The organism is Testudinibacter sp. P17/SS/0325 (genome assembly GCF_053570765.1).
This window is the reverse complement of sequence record NZ_CM131635.1, coordinates 644,172-662,951: the sequence shown is the minus strand read 5'-3', so window position 1 is coordinate 662,951 and position 18,780 is coordinate 644,172. Positions and strand designations below refer to the sequence as shown.

At 49.4% G+C, this 18,780-nt stretch carries 15 protein-coding genes and 3 pseudogenes; 11 read left to right on the top strand and 7 right to left on the bottom strand.

Going from position 1 to position 18,780, the window contains the following annotated elements; all coding sequences use genetic code 11:
• Positions 1 to 39: 39 nt before the first annotated feature.
• The 4 genes and pseudogenes from ACWA50_RS03280 to rdgC all read right to left on the bottom strand — a co-directional run bounded on the left by ACWA50_RS03280 (position 40) and on the right by rdgC (position 2,476).
• Positions 40 to 620 (bottom strand): annotated as a pseudogene (locus ACWA50_RS03280) (zeta toxin family protein).
• Complete coding sequence (locus tag ACWA50_RS03275) at positions 604 to 777, bottom strand: hypothetical protein (protein ID WP_431053899.1); 174 nt, start codon at positions 775 to 777, stop codon at positions 604 to 606. Before ACWA50_RS03275 ends, ACWA50_RS03280 begins: the two are co-directional and overlap by 17 nt.
• 231 nt (positions 778 to 1,008) lie before the next feature.
• Entirely contained in the window at positions 1,009 to 1,239 is a 231-nt protein-coding gene (locus tag ACWA50_RS03270) for a hypothetical protein (protein WP_431053898.1), read from the bottom strand.
• Between the two features lie 316 nt (positions 1,240 to 1,555).
• Positions 1,556 to 2,476 carry a recombination-associated protein RdgC gene (gene rdgC, locus ACWA50_RS03265; RefSeq protein WP_431053897.1) on the bottom strand — a complete coding sequence of 307 codons (921 nt, stop codon included), beginning with the start codon at positions 2,474 to 2,476 and terminating at the stop codon, positions 1,556 to 1,558.
• A gap of 64 nt (positions 2,477 to 2,540) precedes the next feature.
• Here rdgC and proC point away from each other — a divergent pair, with 64 nt between their 5' ends.
• The 9 genes and pseudogenes from proC (at position 2,541) to ACWA50_RS03220 (ending at position 12,769) form a co-directional block, all read left to right on the top strand.
• Complete coding sequence (gene proC, locus ACWA50_RS03260; RefSeq protein WP_431053896.1) at positions 2,541 to 3,356, top strand: pyrroline-5-carboxylate reductase; 816 nt, start codon at positions 2,541 to 2,543, stop codon at positions 3,354 to 3,356.
• A complete protein-coding gene (locus ACWA50_RS03255; RefSeq protein WP_431053895.1) occupies positions 3,356 to 4,531 on the top strand; it encodes a 3-phenylpropionate MFS transporter in 1,176 nt (391 codons plus the stop codon). Before proC ends, ACWA50_RS03255 begins: the two co-directional genes overlap by 1 nt.
• A 129-nt stretch (positions 4,532 to 4,660) precedes the next feature.
• Entirely contained in the window at positions 4,661 to 7,234 is a 2,574-nt protein-coding gene (gene clpB, locus ACWA50_RS03250; RefSeq protein WP_431053894.1) for an ATP-dependent chaperone ClpB, read from the top strand.
• 143 nt (positions 7,235 to 7,377) lie between these two features.
• The gene (locus ACWA50_RS03245) at positions 7,378 to 8,142 is read left to right on the top strand and encodes a DeoR/GlpR family transcriptional regulator (protein ID WP_431053893.1); all 765 of its coding nucleotides are present in this window, start codon (positions 7,378 to 7,380) and stop codon (positions 8,140 to 8,142) included.
• Entirely contained in the window at positions 8,139 to 8,813 is a 675-nt protein-coding gene (locus tag ACWA50_RS03240; protein ID WP_431053892.1) for a DNA-3-methyladenine glycosylase I, read from the top strand. The genes ACWA50_RS03245 and ACWA50_RS03240 overlap by 4 nt, the downstream gene beginning before the upstream one ends.
• Positions 8,814 to 8,829: 16 nt before the next feature.
• A complete protein-coding gene (locus ACWA50_RS03235; RefSeq protein ID WP_431053891.1) occupies positions 8,830 to 10,086 on the top strand; it encodes a chloride channel protein in 1,257 nt (418 codons plus the stop codon).
• Positions 10,087 to 10,149: 63 nt separating this feature from the next.
• Positions 10,150 to 11,476, top strand: a pseudogene (locus ACWA50_RS03230) (IS3 family transposase).
• A 30-nt stretch (positions 11,477 to 11,506) separates the two neighbouring features.
• A pseudogene (locus ACWA50_RS03225) lies at positions 11,507 to 12,250 on the top strand (ATP-binding protein); the annotation flags it as partial.
• A 12-nt stretch (positions 12,251 to 12,262) separates the two neighbouring features.
• Positions 12,263 to 12,769: a GNAT family N-acetyltransferase gene (locus ACWA50_RS03220; RefSeq protein WP_431053890.1), complete on the top strand. Its 507-nt coding sequence runs from the start codon at positions 12,263 to 12,265 to the stop codon at positions 12,767 to 12,769.
• A 54-nt stretch (positions 12,770 to 12,823) separates the two neighbouring features.
• Here ACWA50_RS03220 and ACWA50_RS03215 read toward each other — a convergent pair whose 3' ends face one another.
• Positions 12,824 to 14,791: a bifunctional 2',3'-cyclic-nucleotide 2'-phosphodiesterase/3'-nucleotidase gene (locus ACWA50_RS03215; protein ID WP_431053889.1), complete on the bottom strand. Its 1,968-nt coding sequence runs from the start codon at positions 14,789 to 14,791 to the stop codon at positions 12,824 to 12,826.
• 180 nt (positions 14,792 to 14,971) lie between these two features.
• Between ACWA50_RS03215 and yidA the strand changes: the two genes are divergently transcribed.
• Positions 14,972 to 15,784, top strand: coding sequence for a sugar-phosphatase (gene yidA / locus ACWA50_RS03210; RefSeq protein ID WP_431053888.1), 813 nt, complete (start codon positions 14,972 to 14,974; stop codon positions 15,782 to 15,784).
• A gap of 31 nt (positions 15,785 to 15,815) precedes the next feature.
• Positions 15,816 to 16,949 (top strand): glycerate kinase, encoded by a 1,134-nt coding sequence (locus tag ACWA50_RS03205; RefSeq protein WP_431053887.1) that lies wholly within the window; start codon positions 15,816 to 15,818, stop codon positions 16,947 to 16,949.
• 251 nt (positions 16,950 to 17,200) lie between these two features.
• Here ACWA50_RS03205 and ACWA50_RS03200 read toward each other — a convergent pair whose 3' ends face one another.
• Both ACWA50_RS03200 and ACWA50_RS03195 read right to left on the bottom strand, forming a co-directional pair.
• Positions 17,201 to 17,893, bottom strand: coding sequence for an ATP-dependent Clp protease proteolytic subunit (locus ACWA50_RS03200; protein ID WP_431053886.1), 693 nt, complete (start codon positions 17,891 to 17,893; stop codon positions 17,201 to 17,203).
• 118 nt (positions 17,894 to 18,011) lie between these two features.
• On the bottom strand, positions 18,012 to 18,752 hold the full coding sequence (locus tag ACWA50_RS03195) for a phosphatase (protein ID WP_431053885.1): 741 nt from the start codon (positions 18,750 to 18,752) through the stop codon (positions 18,012 to 18,014).
• Positions 18,753 to 18,780 lie beyond the last annotated feature (28 nt).

Below are 18,780 nucleotides of genomic sequence, written 5' to 3'. Positions count from 1 at the left end.
TTATAGATTAAATGCATTGTGAATGCTGACCCTGCATTACTACTGATTTAGTGCGTGTTTTAATTCTTCACACCACTCCGGCAGCAAATCAAGCCACTGGGTTAATTTATTTCCTTTAAGATGAAACACCAAATTCGGTAGCTCTTCCGAATTGTCATAAATAAACACTTCATCACAAAGTGGTAAGATTTTAATTAAATTTTGCAAACTGATGTCATAGCGGTTGCGGATTGTCGTTTCATCAATAAAATGTCCGCCGTTTGCTACTCTTGCTTTTACGCGATCAATGTTGATTGAAACACTATTTACACCCACATAATTTAATCGCACATAAAAACTATTTTCTTTGGCTTTCTTGATTCGTTGCAAAATGGAATTGCCTGATAACGTGGATTCCATTGAAAACGAAATTTGATGTTCAATCGCAAATTTAAATAATTCAATCGCTTTTCTGCCAGCAAGGCTGTCCGCCAAGCGTGGATTTTCAGAGTTAATTTGCATGGCGATATGATCGGAATCGATCACAATTTGTACCGTGTCTTTGTTAAATCCGCGTAATGTGGTTTTGCCCGCCCATTGGTGCCGCAGTAGAAAATAGCTAAATTACTTTGCTTTAGCATATTCAATCACTTCTTCATGTCCGTCAGGATAATGGCGAACAATATTCCCATTCGAACGTTGAAACGTCAGTACTTCACGCTTTTTCTTATCGTCCATCCACGCTTTGAATTGAATGTGCAACTGGCGTTGATGCTCGGCAATTTGTTGATTGGTCATTTGCGTTCTCCAATGGCTCATGTCGTTCAGTGATGGGTAAGGGTGTTATTCATTATATACCTGAAGTCAGCCGATTGTCAGTCTTCTGAACTTATCCAATTTTTTGAATAAGTACCGATTCACGCTAATTATATGGATACCGCACTTCGAACGAGCGGATATATAATCCGCCCCTACGCTACCGAATCAGTCATCTTTTTTAATGGAACTAAGAGGAAATCTCCCCTTATGTTATTTGGAGTAATCTCTGGATAACTTCGGCAGTTTCATACCGATTTTGCCGGCAAGATAAGTACAGGTGCAAAAACCGGTCAAGCCGCTGGTCAGCATATTTAATGCGGTGATTAAGCTGAGCAGCAGCCAAAATGAACTAATAAAAAACGGGCTGGCGTGTAAGCCCAACAGTAACGAAAGCAGGATTGATAACCCGCGAATAAAATTGACTAATTGCCAATATGCCACAACTAACCTCAAAATAGTTTACAAATAACAAAAGATTATTGAGTATAACGCAAAAGTATTGGAAATAAATGTGATGTGTGTCATTATTTTTTAATAAAATAGCTAACAGATTGATTTTTGCGCCGAACCGTGTTTTAAATTCGATTTAATACTTGGTCAAACTCGCTTGCCGTACTACTTGCACTATCTGTGCCCGTTTGCTTGCCTTAAAATGATTATCTGCAATAAGTGCGGTTAAACTCAGCGCAAAGGGCAATCTTTACAATATTTGCCCTTTTTCTTATATTTTTTACAGCATTTGCTTTTTTTGCCCACGTTACATTTTTTCCGCCAAGGTTGACTTTTCGCCGCCGAATGCGTCCGACAGGCGTTCGCTCAGTTGCGCCAAAATGCCGGTCATCAGAATAAAATCCGCGTCAAAACGCTGGGCGTAATCCTCTTTCAAAATGTCATCGTTTTTATCGCGCACATTATCGGCAAATTTCAATCGCTTCAGGCTGCAATCTTGTTGCAACACAAAACTGAGGTGTTGCTCCCATTCCAAGGCAAGTTTGGTGATTTGCTTACCGGCGGCAAAGTGGTTTTGCATTTCGTCGCTGTCTAACGCTTGTTGTTTGCAACGGATCACCGCTTCATCGGTGGTTGACGTCAATTCCGCTTCATCAAGTGCGGTCAGCCAGCCCGGCAGATTGTCATTGGCGATCCAGTCGGTCATCACCGCACTTGGCTCGTTGGCAAACGCCAATGGGATCACCGGCAGTGAACCAAGCGATTTACGCAGTAACGCCAGCGTGTCTTCCGCCCGTTTTGCCGAGGCGGCATTGAGGTAAATCAGGTCATTGACCGAATCGATCCAAAGTGCGGTCTGTTGTTTTTTGCTAAAGGCGCGCGGCAACAATTCGTTAATCACATCGTCTTTTAAGGTTTGTTTTTCCATTTTCGTCAGCTTGCGCTGCTCTTTTTCTTCCAAGGTTTCGATCCGCTCGTCCAACGCCTGTTTCACTACCTGCGCCGGCAGGATTTTTTCCTCTTTTTGCGCAACCAGCAGCGTTTGCCCATTGACGCTGAAATGCAGCAACTCGCTGCCGTTTAACGGTTTTGCCCAGCCGAATTTGCTCTGATCGTGGCTGCCGCACGGATAAAATGCCTGATTCGGCAAGCTGCTGTCGAGGGTTTGGCTGCTCCAGTCCAGCTTTTTGCTGAGACGATAGACCAAGATATTTTTAAACCAATACATCAATCTGTTTTCCTGCTTATGTTAGAATGGCGAAATTGGTGGACATTGTAACAAGGAAAAGCCTATGCAGCACAAATTAATTGCCTTTATCGGCGCGGGCAATATGACTCGGGCGATTATCGCCGGTTTGTTGCACAGCGGTTATCCGGCGGCGAAGATTATCGCCAGTAATCCGAGTGCGGCGAAATTGGCGGCGCTTGCCGAATTGGGCGTGCAAACCACGCAGGATAACCGTGTGGCGGCAGAAAATGCAGAGGTGGTGGTGTTGGCGGTGAAACCACAGTTGATGGCAGCTGCTTGCGCGGATTTTGCCGGGGTGGATTTTGCTCAAAAACTGGTGATTTCAATTGCCGCCGGCATTTCGTTACAACGGTTGTCGGAATTATTGCCAAGTGCGGTCGCCGCGATTCGCGCCATGCCGAACACGCCGTCGTTGTTGGCGGCAGGCATGACAGGGTTGTTTGCCAATCCGCACAGTAGCGCGGCAGACCGCACTTTTGCCGCCGAATTAATGCAGGCGGTCGGCAACATTTGTTGGCTGGAAAACGAAAGCGATATTAACAGCGTGATCGCCGCCTCCGGCAGCAGCCCCGCGTATTTTTTTCTGTTTTTGGAAGCCATGCAGAGCGAACTGGTAAATATGCAGCTCAGCCCTCAAACCGCACGCGCATTGATTCAACAGGCGATGTTGGGCGCAGCGCAAATGGTGATTGAAAATCCGCAGACCGATCTTGCGACTTTGCGTGCGCAGGTGACGTCCAAAGGCGGCACCACCGCGGCGGCGATCGCGGTGTTTGAACAGCGGCAATTGGCGCAAACGGTGGCGCAAGCCATGCAAGCGGCGGTGGCGCGGGCGCAGGAAATGGAGCGGTTATTTTAATGTCGAAACAAACGGGATTATCGCCTTTTGCCTGGTTGGTGTGCGGCTTTGTCGGCTATTTCTTTAGCTTCGGCGTGTTTGTGCCCTACTTACCGGCGTGGTTAAGCGCACACAATTATTCGGTCGAGCTGATCAGCAGCGTATTGGCGGCGGCATATATCGCCCGCTTTTTGGGTTCCGTGCTGTTTTCGCAGTGGAGCAAGCCGGATAATCTGATTCTGTTGCTACGGCTGGTGGCTCTGGGCAGTATCGGCTTAGTGGTGATGTTGGCGTTAAAGCCCGATCAAATCGGGTTGTTGGTGCCGTTGTTATTGCTGTTGAATGCGATTTTCGGCTCAGGTATTCCGCTCACCGATTCGTTGGCAAGCACTTGGCAGCAGCAGGTCAATTTCAACTACGGGCGCGCCCGATTAAGCGGTTCGTTGGCATTTATGTCGGCGAGTTTGAGCGGCGGTTATATTTTGCAGGCATGGGGCGACCGCAATATGATGTGGTGGCTGGCGATCTGTCTTTGTCTGTTTTTAGGCTCGACCTTATTCAAAGCGCGCTTAAAACCGCAAGCGGTGATCGGCGCAAGTGCGGTGGCGGCAAATCGCGGCGGCAGCTATCAAGCCTTATTAAGCCGACGGCATATCCTGTTTTTAGTGATTGCCCTGTCGCTGATTCAGGGCGCCCATGCCAGTTATTATGCCTATAGCGTGATGTATTGGACCGCAAACGGTATCGACATCAGCCTGACCGGTTGGCTGTGGGGCGTGAGCGTGGCGGCGGAAGTGTTGGTGTTTTTCTTTGCCGAAAAACTGTTTAAAAATATTTCGCTCCATTCATTGTTGCTGTTCACCACGCTGGTGTCGATTGTGCGCTGGCTGTTAACCGGCGCGATTACCGATTTTGCGTTGCTGCTGCCGATTCAAGCCTTGCACGGCATTACCTTTGCTCTGTGCCATTTCGCCACGGTGCGCTTTATCTCCGGCCAGCCGAGCGGCGATATTGCCAAGTTGCAGGCGCTGTATGCCGGCGTGGCGTGTTGCCTCAGTGTGGCGCTGTTTATGTGGCTTGCCGGGTTTGCCTATCAACACAATCCGGCATGGGCGTTTTATCTGATGGCGCTCTTGGTTGTGCCGGCATTATTTCTACTGCCGAAAGAACAGCCGATACGGATTCGATCCGTTTAGCCTTGATGAGGCTTGTCCGGTGAAGTTTTAGGCAAAAAGATAAAAATATTTTCTTGACTTTTGCTTGAAGTCTCGTTTTAGATCCCCATTTAATCCTCGTGAACAAAATTTATTCAGGAGGATTTTTTTATGAATATCGAAAAATTTACCACCAAATTCCAACAGGCGCTTGCCGAAGCGCAGTCGCTGGCGTTAGGCAATGAGCAACAATATATCGAGCCGCTGCATTTGATGGCGGCATTAATCAACCAACAAGGCGGTTCGGTGCAGCCGTTGTTACTCAGTTGCGGCGTGAATGTGGCGCAACTGAAAAGCCAACTGACCACCGAGATTGCACGTCTGGCAAAAGTGGAAGGCAACAGCGGCGATGTGCAATTGTCGCAAAGCTTAGTGCGCTTGCTCAATCGTTGCGATCAGCTGGCACAAAAACGGCAAGATAAATTTATCTCGTCCGAGCTGTTTGTGTTGGCGGCATTGGAAGACAAAACCGCACTTGGCAACGTGTTGCGCCAAAGCGGCTTGAAAGCCGAAGCGGTGGAAGCGGCAATTCAAAAAATGCGCGGCGGCGAAAGCGTGAACGATCAAAATGCGGAGGAATCACGCCAAGCGTTAGACAAATTTACCATTGACCTGACCGCGCGCGCCGAGAGTGGCAAGCTCGATCCGGTGATCGGGCGTGATGACGAAATCCGGCGTGCGATTCAAGTGTTGCAACGCCGCACTAAAAACAATCCGGTGCTGATCGGTGAGCCGGGCGTGGGTAAAACCGCGATTGTCGAAGGCTTGGCGCAGCGGATTGTCAACGGCGAAGTGCCGGAAGGCCTGCGCAATAAACGGGTGTTATCGCTGGATATGGGGGCACTGATTGCCGGTGCGAAATATCGCGGGGAGTTTGAAGAGCGTTTGAAAGGCGTATTAAACGAACTGGCGAAAGAAGAAGGGCGGGTGATTTTGTTTATCGACGAAATTCACACCATGGTCGGCGCGGGCAAATCCGACGGCGCAATGGACGCCGGCAATATGCTGAAACCGGCGTTGGCGCGCGGCGAGTTGCACTGCGTCGGCGCGACTACGCTTGATGAATACCGCCAATATATCGAAAAAGACGCGGCGTTGGAGCGGCGTTTCCAAAAAGTGCTGGTGGACGAACCGAGCGTGGAAGACACAATTGCGATTTTGCGCGGTTTGAAAGAGCGGTATGAAATTCACCACCATGTGCAGATCACCGATCCGGCGATTGTGGCGGCGGCGACGCTTTCGCACCGTTATATTTCCGACCGCCAATTGCCGGATAAAGCGATTGATTTGATCGACGAGGCGGCATCGAGTATCCGCATGGAAATCGATTCCAAACCGCAACCGTTGGATCGCTTGGAGCGGCGGATTATCCAGTTAAAACTGGAACAACAGGCGTTGCAAAAAGAAGATGATGACGCCAGCCGTAAACGCTTGCAAATGTTGGAAACCGAACTGAGCGAAAAAGAGCGTGAGTATTCCGAATTGGAAGAGGTGTGGAAAAGCGAAAAAGCCGCCCTGTCCGGCACGCAACACATTAAAGCCGAGCTGGATAACGCTCGCACCCAAATGGAACAAGCGCGCCGCGCCAGCGATTTCGCCAAAATGTCGGAGTTGCAATACGGCTTGATTCCGGAGCTGGAAAAACAGTTGCAGCAAGCGGAAGCGTCGGAAGGCAAAGAGATGACCTTGTTGCGTTATCGCGTTACCGACGAGGAGATCGCCGAAGTGTTGTCGCGTGCGACCGGCATTCCGGTTGCCCGCATGATGGAAGGCGAAAAAGAGAAACTGCTGCGCATGGAAGACGAATTGCACAAACGGGTGATCGGGCAAAGCGAAGCGGTGGAAGCGGTCGCCAATGCGATTCGCCGCAGCCGCGCCGGTTTGGCGGATCCGAACCGTCCGATTGGTTCGTTCCTGTTCTTAGGCCCGACCGGGGTGGGTAAAACCGAGCTGTGCAAAACCTTAGCGCAGTTTATGTTCGACAGCGACGACGCGATGATTCGGATCGATATGTCCGAATTTATGGAGAAACACAGTGTGTCACGCTTGGTCGGCGCGCCTCCGGGCTATGTCGGCTACGAAGAGGGCGGTTATCTGACCGAAGCCGTACGCCGCCGCCCGTATTCGGTGATTTTGCTCGACGAAGTGGAAAAAGCGCACCACGATGTGTTCAACATTCTGTTGCAAGTGTTGGACGACGGACGTTTGACCGACGGACAAGGACGCACCGTCGATTTCCGCAATACGGTGGTGATTATGACCTCCAACTTGGGTTCGGATCTGATTCAGGAAAACGTGAACGACTTGGATTACGGCTCGGTGAAAGAGCTGGTGATGTCGGTGGTCAGCCGCCATTTCCGTCCGGAATTTATCAACCGGATTGATGAAACCGTGGTGTTCCACCCGTTGGATAAAGCCAATATTCAAGCGATTGCTTCGATTCAGTTGCAACGCCTGAGCAAGCGTATGCAGGCGCACGGTTACCAAATTGGGTTCAGCCCGGCAGCGTTGGATTTTATCGGCAACGTCGGCTACGACCCGATTTACGGCGCACGTCCGCTGAAACGCGCAATCCAACAGGAAATTGAAAATCCGTTGGCGCAGCAAATTTTGTCCGGCAAATTACTACCGGGCAAACCGGTGACCGTCGATGTGGTGGATAACCGGGTGATTGCAAGCCAATAAGACTGAGGCGCATAATCTTGACCGCACTTTGTATCTAAAACCAGCAAAGTGCGGTTTTTTTGTTTAATTTTTTATCCAAGCGCCCTAATTTTATTTCGTTTGAGGTAAAATCATATAAAAAATGAACATAAAAAGGAGAAATTATGAAACAGTCGCTACGCCATAAGCAAATTGTCGAATTGGTGCTGCAACAAGGTTATATCAGCACCGAGGATTTGGTGGCGGTGTTTAAGGTGACCTCGCAAACCATTCGGCGTGATCTGAATGAGTTGGCAGAGCAAAATTTGATTCGCCGTCATCATGGCGGCGCAGCCTCTCCTTCCAGTATTGAAAACAGTGATTATCAAGAGCGTAAGCATTTCTTTTCCAAAGAAAAAGAGGCGATTGCCAAGCGGGTGGCAAGCCTGATTCCGAACGGTTCATCCCTGTTTATCGACATCGGCTCGACCCCGGAAGCGGTCGCCCATGCGCTGTTGGATCATCAACACCTGCAAATTGTGACCAACAATCTGAATGCGGCGTATATTTTGATGAAAAAAGCCGATTTTAATATTACGATTGCCGGCGGTAATTTACGCGAAGACGGCGGTATGATCGGCGAGGCAACGGTGGATTTTATTTCCCAATTCCGTTTGGATTACGGCATTTTGGGCATTAGCGCAATTGATGAGGACGGCACGCTGTTGGATTACGATTTTCATGAAGTGCAGGTGAAACGTGCGCTGATGAAAGCCTCGCGCAAGGTGTTGCTGCCGATCGACCATTCCAAATTTAACCGTCATGCCACGGTGTGTTTGGCGGCAATTCAAGAGCTGGACGTGGTGCTGACTGACCGTGAGCCGAGTGAGAAAATTTGCGACTTGTTACAACAAGCCAATGTGCAACTGGAGATTTGCAAATCAGCATGATTTTAGAAAAATTCGAGGATATTTATCAGCGTGCCGCCGCACACAAAGGCGGTGCGGCGCAACTGGAAGCGCGCTTGTGCAAGATAAAAACCGCCGAGGAACTGGCGCAAGTGCCCGATCACCGCTGGCTGGCGGAAATGACGCGCAAAGTATTCCAATGCGGCATTGTCTGGCAGGTAGTGAACAAAAAATGGGACAACTTCGAGCAGGTGTTTTGGGGCTTTGAGATTGAAAAACTGCTGCTGATGCCCGATGAATTGTGGGAAAAGAAAGCGCAGGATCCGGGTATTATCCGTTATTGGCCGAAAGTGGAAACGATTAAATACAATGCGCAGATGATTCACGAAGCCAATCTGAACGGCGGCTTTTCCAAGCTGATTGCCGAGTGGGACAGCAATAACATCACCGCACTTTGGCAGTATTTGAAAAAACACGGCAAGCGTTTGGGCGGCAACACAGGCGCTTACAGTCTACGGGCGCTCGGCAAAGACACTTTTTTACTCACCCACGATGTCGAAGCCTACCTGCGCACGCATAAACTGATTGACGGCGGCATTCAAACCCAACGCAATTTTGCGATTGCGCAACAGGTTTTCGCCGAATGGCAACAACAAAGCGGGCGTCCGCTGGCACATATCAGCCAGATTGTGGCGTTCAGTATGGGTGATTAAAACATAGGTGGCTAACATGTCGATTGGTTTGCGTTTATTTGTTTCATTGTTGGTAATTGGCATTATTGCCGGCTTAGTCGGCTTCGCACTAACCGAATTAATGCATTTTGTGCAACATCATGCCTTTGCTTATGCCTTAAATGGTGAAAATTTGCCGTTTCGCGTCGGCGTTGAGCAAGCCGAACCGAACCGCCGTTGGTTAGTGTTGACGCTATGCGGGTTGTTGGTCGGTTTCGGTTGGTATGCCATTCAACGTTGGGGGGCTAAATTAGTCGGTTTTAAAGCGGCAATGGCGGCGCCGCAACAAGGTATGCCGTTTTTTACCACCGTTTGCCACGCCCTGCTGCAAATTATCACCGTCGGCTTGGGCTCGCCATTAGGGCGTGAAAGCGCGCCGCGCGAAATGAGCGCGGCATTTGCCTCGGTGTGGATTAAACGGGCAAAATTAAGCGATGACGATGCTGCGCTGTTGATTGCCTGCGCCGCCGGTGCCGGGTTGGCGGCGGTGTATAATGTGCCGTTGGCGGCAACGGTTTTTATTCTGGAAACCTTGGTGGTGGCAATCAACAGAAGGGTTATCTTCGCCGCCTTGCTGACCTCGCTCACCGCCACCATGGTGGTGCGTTACACCTTGGGTGATTTGGTGCAATATCATTTAAGCGACAGCGAAGTTAATCATGCCCTGCTGTGGTTCGCGCTGTCGCTCGGTTTGTTGATCACGCCGGTGGTCAAACTGTTCCGTTATACCACCGCACTTGTGCCGTTTTTACCACGCACGGATAAACGGATTATTCCCTTGGCAATTTTGTTGTTCAGTTTAATCGGCGTGGTGGCGATAGCATTTCCCGATGTGCTGGGCAACGGCAAAGCGGGCAACCAGTTGGCATTTGCCGGGTTGCTGAATTGGCATGACGGTTTGGCATTATTCGCGATGAAATGGCTGGTGGTGTTGCTCGCCTTGGCAGCGGGCGCGTATGGCGGCTTGATTACGCCGTCGATGATGCTCGGCAGTATCTTGGCATTTTCGTTGGCGTTGGGCTGGAACCAATTTTTACCACCGATTTCGCTCGAAAGTGCCGCCCTGATCGGCGCCACCGCTTTTCTCGCGATTTCTCTCAAAATGCCACTGACCGCGATAGTGTTCGCCTTGGAATTGAGCCGCACTTCCGCCGCAATGTTGCTGCCGTTGGCATTGGCGGTATGCAGTGCTTGGGCGGTTGAAAAGTGGTGGTTTGACAGTAGCAAAACAAACAAAGCAAAAACCGCACTTTGAGTGAAAAGTAATCTGCCCCCAAAAGTTGGACTGCAAAACCAACTGACTAAGGTGCAGATTTTTATGACTAAATATACCCAAGCATTTAAACAACACACAGTTGAATATTACTTTCAACATGCTCAATCCCTTCGTCAAACATCAAAACACGTTCAAGTTCCACTACGCTGTATTCGTCACTGGGTTGCACAATATCAACATGCGGGCTCAGATGGCTTGCGAGTCAAACATACTGCCCGAAAATTTACCGTCGAAGAAAAGCTTCAAGCCGTCAAATTAGCCCGACAAGGGCTGTTCTCCCTTGAACACATCGCCTTAACCTTGGGTATCTCAGGAGGCACTGTTATTTCTAAATGGTTGCAACGATTCAAACAATTTGGCATAAATGGACTGATTGATAAGCCCAAAGGACGACCAGCCGTGAATAAACCGAATAAATCGAAAAAACACGTTAAGCCATTAACGCCGTTAAAACAATTAGAACAAGAGAATTTACGTTTGCGTGCGGAGAATGCCATCTTAAAAAAGTCGATGGAATTATCCCTGAAAGACGAAGCCGAAAGGCAGAAATTGTTAAAGCCTTAAACGGTGATTTTCCGCTTAATTTATTATTAGATATCATTAAGTTAGCTCGAAGCACTTACTTTTACCATCAACAACCGAAGACAGATAAAGAGGCCGATTTAAAAGCGGAAATCCGTCAAATTAAACGAGAGAATCCGCAGTATGGCTATCGCCGAGTGACATTGGCACTCGGTACGGTCAATCACAAAAAGGTGCAACGTTTGATTCAGATGATGGGCTTACAGGTGAAAGGGAGGAAAAAACGGAAATATTGTTCTTACAGAGGTGAAGTGGGTCGAATTGCTGATAATCTGTTAGTACGTCATTTTACGGCGGAAAATGCCTACGAGAAATTAGTGACCGATGTCACTGAATTCAAAGCGAAAGACGGCAATAAAGTGTATTTATCGCCGATTTTAGACTTATCTAATAATGAAGTGATTGCCTATCAACTTGGTCGTCGTCCAAACCGGGCACTGGTTGAGCAGATGTTGCGACAAGCCGTGAATAAGCTCCCGAAGGAGGCAACGCCGATATTACATTCAGACCAAGGCCGGCAGTATCAAATGCCGTCTTATCGCAAGATATTGGCAGATAATCAAATTCAAATCAGTATGTCAAGAAAGGGAAACTGCTTAGATAATGGCACAATGGAAAGTTTTTCGGCAGGCTGAAGACAGAATGTTTTTATGTTCAGCAATTTGATACGGCAGATGACATTGAGCAGGCGGTTCATCAATATATTGAGTATTACAATACTGAACGAATTCAAGTAAGATTAAAAGGATTAAGCCCGATACAATATCGAACTCAATCCGTTCATTAAGCAGTCCAACTTTTTAGGGTCAGATCAAACCTGAATTGGCAGCGCAGCACAGCCTATCCTGACCTGCGTACGATTGAAAATATTGCGCAGATGTTGGGGCGGGCATTGCATTCCTATCAGCTGTTGCGCCAGCGACAACACTTAATTTTAATGCAGGAACGCTCGATTATTGCGCGTGAATTGCATGATTCCTTGGCACAAGTGTTGGCATATCTGCAAATCCGGTTGACGTTGATACGCCGCAGTATTTTGCAAGAACTGAGCGAGGAGCGGGCGGCGAAAAGTTTGAATATTCTGCACCAATTTGAAACCGCACTTGCCGACGGTTATACCCAACTGCGCGAGCTGTTGGCGACTTTCCGTTTGACCGTCAGCGAATCGAACTTGAAACTTGCCTTGCAGGAGGTGATCAATTCGTTACAATCTCGTTCCGAAGCGCAAATCACGCTGGATTGTGCGTTACCGTCGCAATTGCTAAACGCGCAACAACAGATTCATTTACTGCAAATTGTGCGTGAGGCGGTGCTGAACAGCATTAAACACGCCCACGCCACGTTGATTGAAGTGATTGCGCGCAGTAACGACAACGGCGAAAACACCGTGATTATTCGCGATAACGGTGTCGGCATTCCATCGCTGGCGGAACCAAGTGGGCACTACGGCTTGAATATCATGCAGGAGCGAGCGCAAGAGTTGAATGCGCATTTGACCATTGCGCGTCGTGCCAGCGGCGGCACCGAAGTCAGTTTATTGTTGGCGGACGACGTGGAATAACAAGGATTACACATGACAACCATTCGGATTGAAAAAGCCCAAGCGCAAGATTTGGCGCAAATTGTGGCGATTTATAACCAAACTATCGCCAGCCGCCATATCACCTCCGATTTAGCCCCGATATCGGTTGCCGACCGACAAGCTTGGTTTGACTTTCACCGCAATAGCGCGCGCCACCCGATTTGGGCGGTGCGAAATACGCCAGATCAGCTGATCGGTTGGGCAAGCTTGTCGCCGTTTTACGGGCGACCGGCATACGATATCACCGCCGAAGCCAGTTTTTATCTGGATAACCAAGCCAAAGGCAAAGGAATTGGCACGCAAGTGGTACGTTTTTTACAACAGCAAATGCAACCGCTGCATTATTCCACTCTGCTCGCCTTTGTGTTCAAAGGCAACCCCGCCAGCGTCGGCGTGCTGCAAAAATGCGGTTTTCAGCAATGGGGCGAACTGCCGAATATCGCCGATATGCAGCAGCATAAAGAAACGTTGCTGTTGTTGGGTTACCAAACGGAATGAAAAAATCAGGGCGCATTAAATGCGCCCTAGTCGATATTTTATCAGTAGAGGGTATTACTTACTCAAATCTAACTGATACAACGCAAAACCGACTTCATCTTGTCCGACTTTTTGCATTGGGTATTGGGCGTTTTGTCGGATAAATTCGGCGGCTTTATCCGATGGCGAGGTCTCGAATACGATGGTTGCCTTGTTGTTCGGAATCGCTTTGAAACGCCAGTTTTTATCCGCTTGCGGTTTGACTTCGCCCTGTTCTTGACTGACGCGGCGGATGTAGTCGGCTAAAATCGTGCGGTTTTCGTCCGGTGCGGCGAAGGCGAGTTGACTGCCGTCGGTGCCGGGGAATTTATTGCCGAAAGCGCGGTAGTTATTGGTGGCGATTAAAAATTCCTGCGTGGGATCAACCGCTTTGCCGTTAAAGGTCAGTTCGCTGATACGGTGGGCTTCTGGGTTAATTAACTTGCAATCGCCGTCGTAACGCGCCGCTTGGGTTAAATCCACTTGGTAATTTACGCCGTCGATCACGTCAAAATTATAGCTGCGGAAATCGTCCCAGTTGATCAAACCCTGCGTCGTGGCTTTGTTTGGGTCAATTTGATTAAACTGTCCGGCGGAGCATTCCAACCACTCTTTCACTTGCGCGCCGTTGATTTTCAACGCCACTAAGGTGTTCGGATAGAGGTATAGATCCGCCGCATTGCGGAAGGTCAGCTCGCCGGTCTCCACTTCGGTATAACCGTTCGGATCATTTTTGCGTCCGCCGGCTTTAAACGGGGCGGCAGCGGAAATGACCGGTAGCTTTTCCAAATCAGGATTGCCTTGCACAAAGCGTTGTACATAATCTTGTTGTGCTTGATTGACGATTTGAATGGTCGGATCATCTTGCACCAATGCCAAGAAACTGTACATTTTGTCACTGGCTTTTCCGATCGGCTGATTGACGTAATTCAAGGTATTTTGGTGATCGTCGGCTAATGCCTCGATAATCGGTTGATAGCTGTTGGCGACCGCACTTTTGCTTTCGTTATCGTAAATCGGGCGGGCTGCGGCGGTGGCTTGGGTGACCAGCCATTTGCCGCTGTCGTTGTTCAGTTTTAAATCGATCACGCCGACGTGGCTGCCCCATGAGCCGGGCATTACCGCCGCTACGCCGTTTATCGTGCCTTTGTCTAAATCGACATTTTCAAAACCGCTGAACGATTTGCCCGGGAAGACGCCGTGCGCGTGTCCGAACGCAATCGCGTCAATGCCCTCGATTTGCGCTAACATTGCCACTACATTTTCTGCACCGTTTTCTTTATCTTCCGCTGCAGCCGATAAACCGCTGTGCGCCAAGGCAATGACTAAATCTGCGCCCTGTGCTTTCACCTGTGATACGATTTCGCGTGCGCTTTCAGTGATATCCTTCACCGCCAGTTTGCCTTCAAGGTGCTTTTTATCCCAAGTCAAAATTTGCGGCGGTACGAAGCCGATATAGGCGATTTTTAAATTTTGTGGCTGACCGTCCTCGTCGATAAATTGATAGTCTTTAAGCAGATACGGCTCGAAATACGGCTTGCCGGTGCTGACATCGATCACATTCGAGCTGATATACGGAAAATTCGCGCTGGCAAGTGCGGTTTGCATAAAGTCCAAACCGTAGTTAAATTCGTGGTTGCCGACCGTTCCGACATCATACTTCAGTAAATTCATCGCCTTAAAAACCGGGTGGGTTTCACCTTTATTTAAGCCTTTGGCAGCAGCGTAGTCCCCCATCGGGCTGCCTTGGATCACATCGCCGTTATCCACCAACACACTGTTTTTGACTTGTTGGCGTGCGGTTTGGATTAAATCAGCGGCACGGGCCAAACCTAATTTTTCGGACGGTGCGTTTTTGTAATAATCAAAATCCATCATATTGGCGTGTAGGTCGGTGGTTTCGATAATGCGCAGATCCAAATCGGCGGCGTATGCACCGATTGAAGACGAAAGTGCGGTTGCGATTAAACTACTGAGTAGTAAAGGCTTCATTTTAACAGACATAAGTGCTCCAAATATCATTGCAATCAGTAAGAAAGGTATTCTATGCGATTCAATTGGAATTGCAAAAGCATTATTGGCCATGATGACAGCGGCAGTCCGGATTTGTGCGCCAGTTCACGCAATTTTCTTTCTGTGTTCGCGACGGTAATGTTATGCTTACGCTAAGCAAAAGGAGATGATATGGCAAAGTATAAACTGATCGCCTTGGATTTAGACGGCACCTTATTGAATACACAAAAAGAAATCAGCCCGCGGAATCAAGCGGCGATTTCGGCGGCGCGGGAGCAAGGGGCGCAGGTAATTTTAGCTTCGGGACGGCCTCATATCGGTATGCAAAAATACCTAAAACAACTGGGTATGACCGGCGACAACGATTATGTGCTGTGCTTTAACGGCGCGCGAGTTGAGCGGGTGAGCGACGGGCGGGTGATCAACAGTAAAATGTTGCGCGGCAAAGACGCCAAGTTGGTTGCCGCTTACGCCAGGCAATTCGGGTTAAACACCCATGCCTTTTCGCCGACGCGCGGTTTAATCACGCCGCAAGCCAGCCATTACACTCAACATGAAGCCGATTCCAACGGGATAGATTTTACCCTGCTCGATTTTGCCGAACTGGACGATGACGAGCCGATTATCAAAAGCATGATGATCGATCCGCCGCAGTTGTTACAAACCATTATTGATGATATGCCGAGTGAACTCCGCGCACGTTACACCATTGTACGCAGTGCGCCGTTTTTCTTGGAGTTTATCCACCCTGAAGTGAATAAAGGCGCGGGGGTAGCCGCGTTGGCGCAACACTTGCAGATTCAGCCCGAAGAAATTATCTGCTGCGGCGATGCCGGCAATGATCTGCATATGCTGCAATACGCCGGGCTCGGTGTGGCGATGGGCAATGCCACCGACGAGCTGAAAGCGATTGCCGACTATATCACCGCCGATCATAACGAATCCGGCGTTGCCGAGGTGATCGAGAAATTTATTTTAGCCTAAGTGCGGAATGAAACTTAATGAAGGATAAATCATGAAAATTGTCATTGCCCCCGATTCGTTTAAAGAGAGTTTGACCGCACTTGAAGTGGCGGAAGCCATTGAAAGCGGGTTTAAGAAAATTTTTCCGCAAGCCGAATATATCAAAGTGCCGATGGCAGACGGCGGCGAAGGCACGGTGCAGTCGTTAGTCGATGCGACCGGCGGACGCTTGCTGGAGGTGGCGGTGACCGCACCGTTGGGCGAGAAAACCACCGCTTTCTTCGGCTTATCCGGCGACGGTAAAACCGCGATTATCGAAATGGCGGCGGCGTCCGGCTTGCATTTGGTGCCGCCGGCACAGCGCAATCCGTTGCTGACCACCAGTTACGGCACCGGCGAGCTGATTAAAGCCGCACTTGATCACGGGGTTGAAAAAATCATTTTAGGTATCGGCGGCAGTGCCACCAATGACGGCGGTGTCGGTATGCTACAGGCATTAGGCGTGGATTTTCGCGACCAACAACAGCAACCACTTGGCTTTGGCGGTGAAAAATTAGCGCAAATCGCAGCGATTACATTGGATCGGCTTGATCCGCGTTTACAACGGGTGGAAATCGAAGTGGCGTGCGATGTGGATAATCCGCTGTGCGGACAACACGGCGCTTCGGCGACCTTCGGACCGCAAAAAGGCGCTACTCCGGCGATGGTGTTACAGTTAGATCGGGCGTTGGCGCATTTTGCCGCGATTGCCAAACGGCAGTTGGGCTTGCAAATCAGCGAGGTTGCCGGCGCCGGCGCGGCGGGCGGCATGGGCGGCGGTTTATTGTTGCTGCCGAACGTGACGTTGCGCCCGGGCGTGCAGATTGTGGTGGAAGCGGTGAATTTGGCGCAGCAATTGCAAGATGCGGATTTGGTGATCACCGGCGAAGGGCGGATCGACGGGCAAACCGTACATGGTAAAACGCCGATTGGCGTTGCCAAAACGGCGAAGCGGTTTAACAAGGCGGTGATTGCGATTTCCGGCTGCCTGCGTGATGATTATGAAGCGGTGTACGCCCACGGTATTGACGCAGTATTCCCGATTATCACCCAATTGGGTTCGCTAGAAGAAACCTTAGCCAATGGACGCAAAAATCTGATTTCAACCGCACAGAATATTGCGCGCATTTATCAAATGACCCGTTGATCGTTCCACTATTTGTTGTCGATAGTTATTAAGAATTGGGTTACTAGCTTCCCTCTCCCTTAATGGGAGAAGGTGTCCGTAAGGGCGGATGAGGGTGAAATTCCCACAAAAACATTTATCACCCCTCATCCTGATTTTAGCTTCTGAACGAAGCTAAAACCTGCCCTTCTCCCACAAGGGGGGAGAAGGGAGGATCTGCGTGGATGACCGTATTTTTCAGGCAAAGTGCGGTTTAAGCGACAGGGAATGCACTATTCGCCGTCTTGCATAATATGATAGCTGATCGGGGTTTGTTCGATTTTTTGCGCCATGCCGCTGATCAGCTTTTTATCCTTCACTTCATCGGCGGTGAGCAGCAAGCGCGTGCCTTCGCTGTGCAAGAAGCGGCTGATCTCCTGATCGCTATAATGGGTGCATTGTTTGTAGGTATCAAAAAACACTTGATTATACATCTGCGATTCTTTTTTCAGATTATCAATATCATCCGGGCGCAGCAGCCCTTCCGAGCCGGTTAAGCTGGAGGCGTGCAGTAAAAATTTGCCGCCCGGCAGTGATAACCGTTCTTCCGCACCGCAGAAAATAATGGTTGCCGAAGAACCGACCATGGATAAATTGACCGTAGTCACCGGAATTTTCGAACTTTTCACCGCCCAGTGGGCAATCTGCCCGCTGTCCATATCGCCGCCGTCACTGTTGAGATACAGATAGATTTTTTTCAACTGCGGATAATGAATATTAATGTCGTCAAGCGCATAGACTAAGTCGGAAACTAAATTCGGCTCGACCGGGGCGGTATAGAAAATCTTTGCGCTTTCGGCGCGGTTATTCTCGACATAATCCTGCGGAATTTTTTTCAGTTCGGCATGGGCGGCAAAAGAGAAGCTCAGGCAGCCGCTTAACAGGGCAAAGGTGGTAAGTGCGGTTTTGTTTTTTAGGATTTTCATGGTGATCTCGCTGTAGAAAATTAAAATGCCGCTTATTATCGAATAAGCGGCAAAAAATAAAAACCGAGATTACCTAATTTTAAGTAATTTTGTGCGCCAATTATATCAATTGGAGTAGTTACAGATCGGCGAATTCGGCAATTTTTGCCCAACCGCGGCTTTCCAGAAAATCGAGCAGCACCCGCGGACTTTGGTTTAGCACCCGCTGCGGCGGAAAATCAACCTCAGCCAATAATGCCAAACTATGGCTGAAATCGCCCAAATAACCGGCATAATGCGAATCGGAACCGATACTGACCCAACCGCCGGCGTCGCGCACCGCGGCGGCAATGGTCAGGCAGTTGTCATAGCTGCCGACGCGCGAATGCAAAAACGAGGAATTATTGACTTCCAAGGCGACATTGTATTCCGCCGCCGCTTGTGCCACCGCCACGGCATCAATCGGAAATTTCGGGTTGCCCGGGTGGGTGATGATATCCACCTTTCCGCTTTTGATACAATTAATCAGCGCTTCGGTGTGATCATCGCGCGAACTTGGCTGAATTGACGGCGGATGAAAGCCCGCCAACACCAAATCCAATGAACGGCGCATACGATCGTTACAATCGGTTTCGCCGTCAGTATTCAAGATATTGGCTTCGATACCGCGCAAAATACCGACGCCGTCAATAAAACGCGGCAGAATCGCCAGATTGGAAAAATGCCATTCGTGCGGCGCGTCGCCCAGTGCCGGACCGTGGTCGGTATTGGCAAACAGGCGGATACCGCGTTGTTTGGCGACGGCGATATACTCATGCAAGGTGCTGTAAGCATGGCTGCTGGCAATGGTATGCGTATGTAAGTCAACCGGATATGTCATGTTTTCCTCTGTTATTTGCCAACTGCAC

Coding starts and splice junctions, on each gene's coding strand:
- rdgC (WP_431053897.1), bottom strand. CDS start 2,476: ATGTATTGGTTTAAAAATATCTTGGTCTATCGTCTCAGCAAAAAGCTG.
- ACWA50_RS03200 (WP_431053886.1), bottom strand. CDS start 17,893: ATGAAAATCCTAAAAAACAAAACCGCACTTACCACCTTTGCCCTGTTA.
- ACWA50_RS03195 (WP_431053885.1), bottom strand. CDS start 18,752: ATGACATATCCGGTTGACTTACATACGCATACCATTGCCAGCAGCCAT.
- ACWA50_RS03205 (WP_431053887.1), top strand. CDS start 15,816: ATGAAAATTGTCATTGCCCCCGATTCGTTTAAAGAGAGTTTGACCGCA.
- ACWA50_RS03220 (WP_431053890.1), top strand. CDS start 12,263: ATGACAACCATTCGGATTGAAAAAGCCCAAGCGCAAGATTTGGCGCAA.
- ACWA50_RS03275 (WP_431053899.1), bottom strand. CDS start 777: ATGACCAATCAACAAATTGCCGAGCATCAACGCCAGTTGCACATTCAA.
- ACWA50_RS03255 (WP_431053895.1), top strand. CDS start 3,356: ATGTCGAAACAAACGGGATTATCGCCTTTTGCCTGGTTGGTGTGCGGC.
- yidA (WP_431053888.1), top strand. CDS start 14,972: ATGGCAAAGTATAAACTGATCGCCTTGGATTTAGACGGCACCTTATTG.
- clpB (WP_431053894.1), top strand. CDS start 4,661: ATGAATATCGAAAAATTTACCACCAAATTCCAACAGGCGCTTGCCGAA.
- ACWA50_RS03235 (WP_431053891.1), top strand. CDS start 8,830: ATGTCGATTGGTTTGCGTTTATTTGTTTCATTGTTGGTAATTGGCATT.
- proC (WP_431053896.1), top strand. CDS start 2,541: ATGCAGCACAAATTAATTGCCTTTATCGGCGCGGGCAATATGACTCGG.
- ACWA50_RS03240 (WP_431053892.1), top strand. CDS start 8,139: ATGATTTTAGAAAAATTCGAGGATATTTATCAGCGTGCCGCCGCACAC.
- ACWA50_RS03215 (WP_431053889.1), bottom strand. CDS start 14,791: ATGTCTGTTAAAATGAAGCCTTTACTACTCAGTAGTTTAATCGCAACC.
- ACWA50_RS03245 (WP_431053893.1), top strand. CDS start 7,378: ATGAAACAGTCGCTACGCCATAAGCAAATTGTCGAATTGGTGCTGCAA.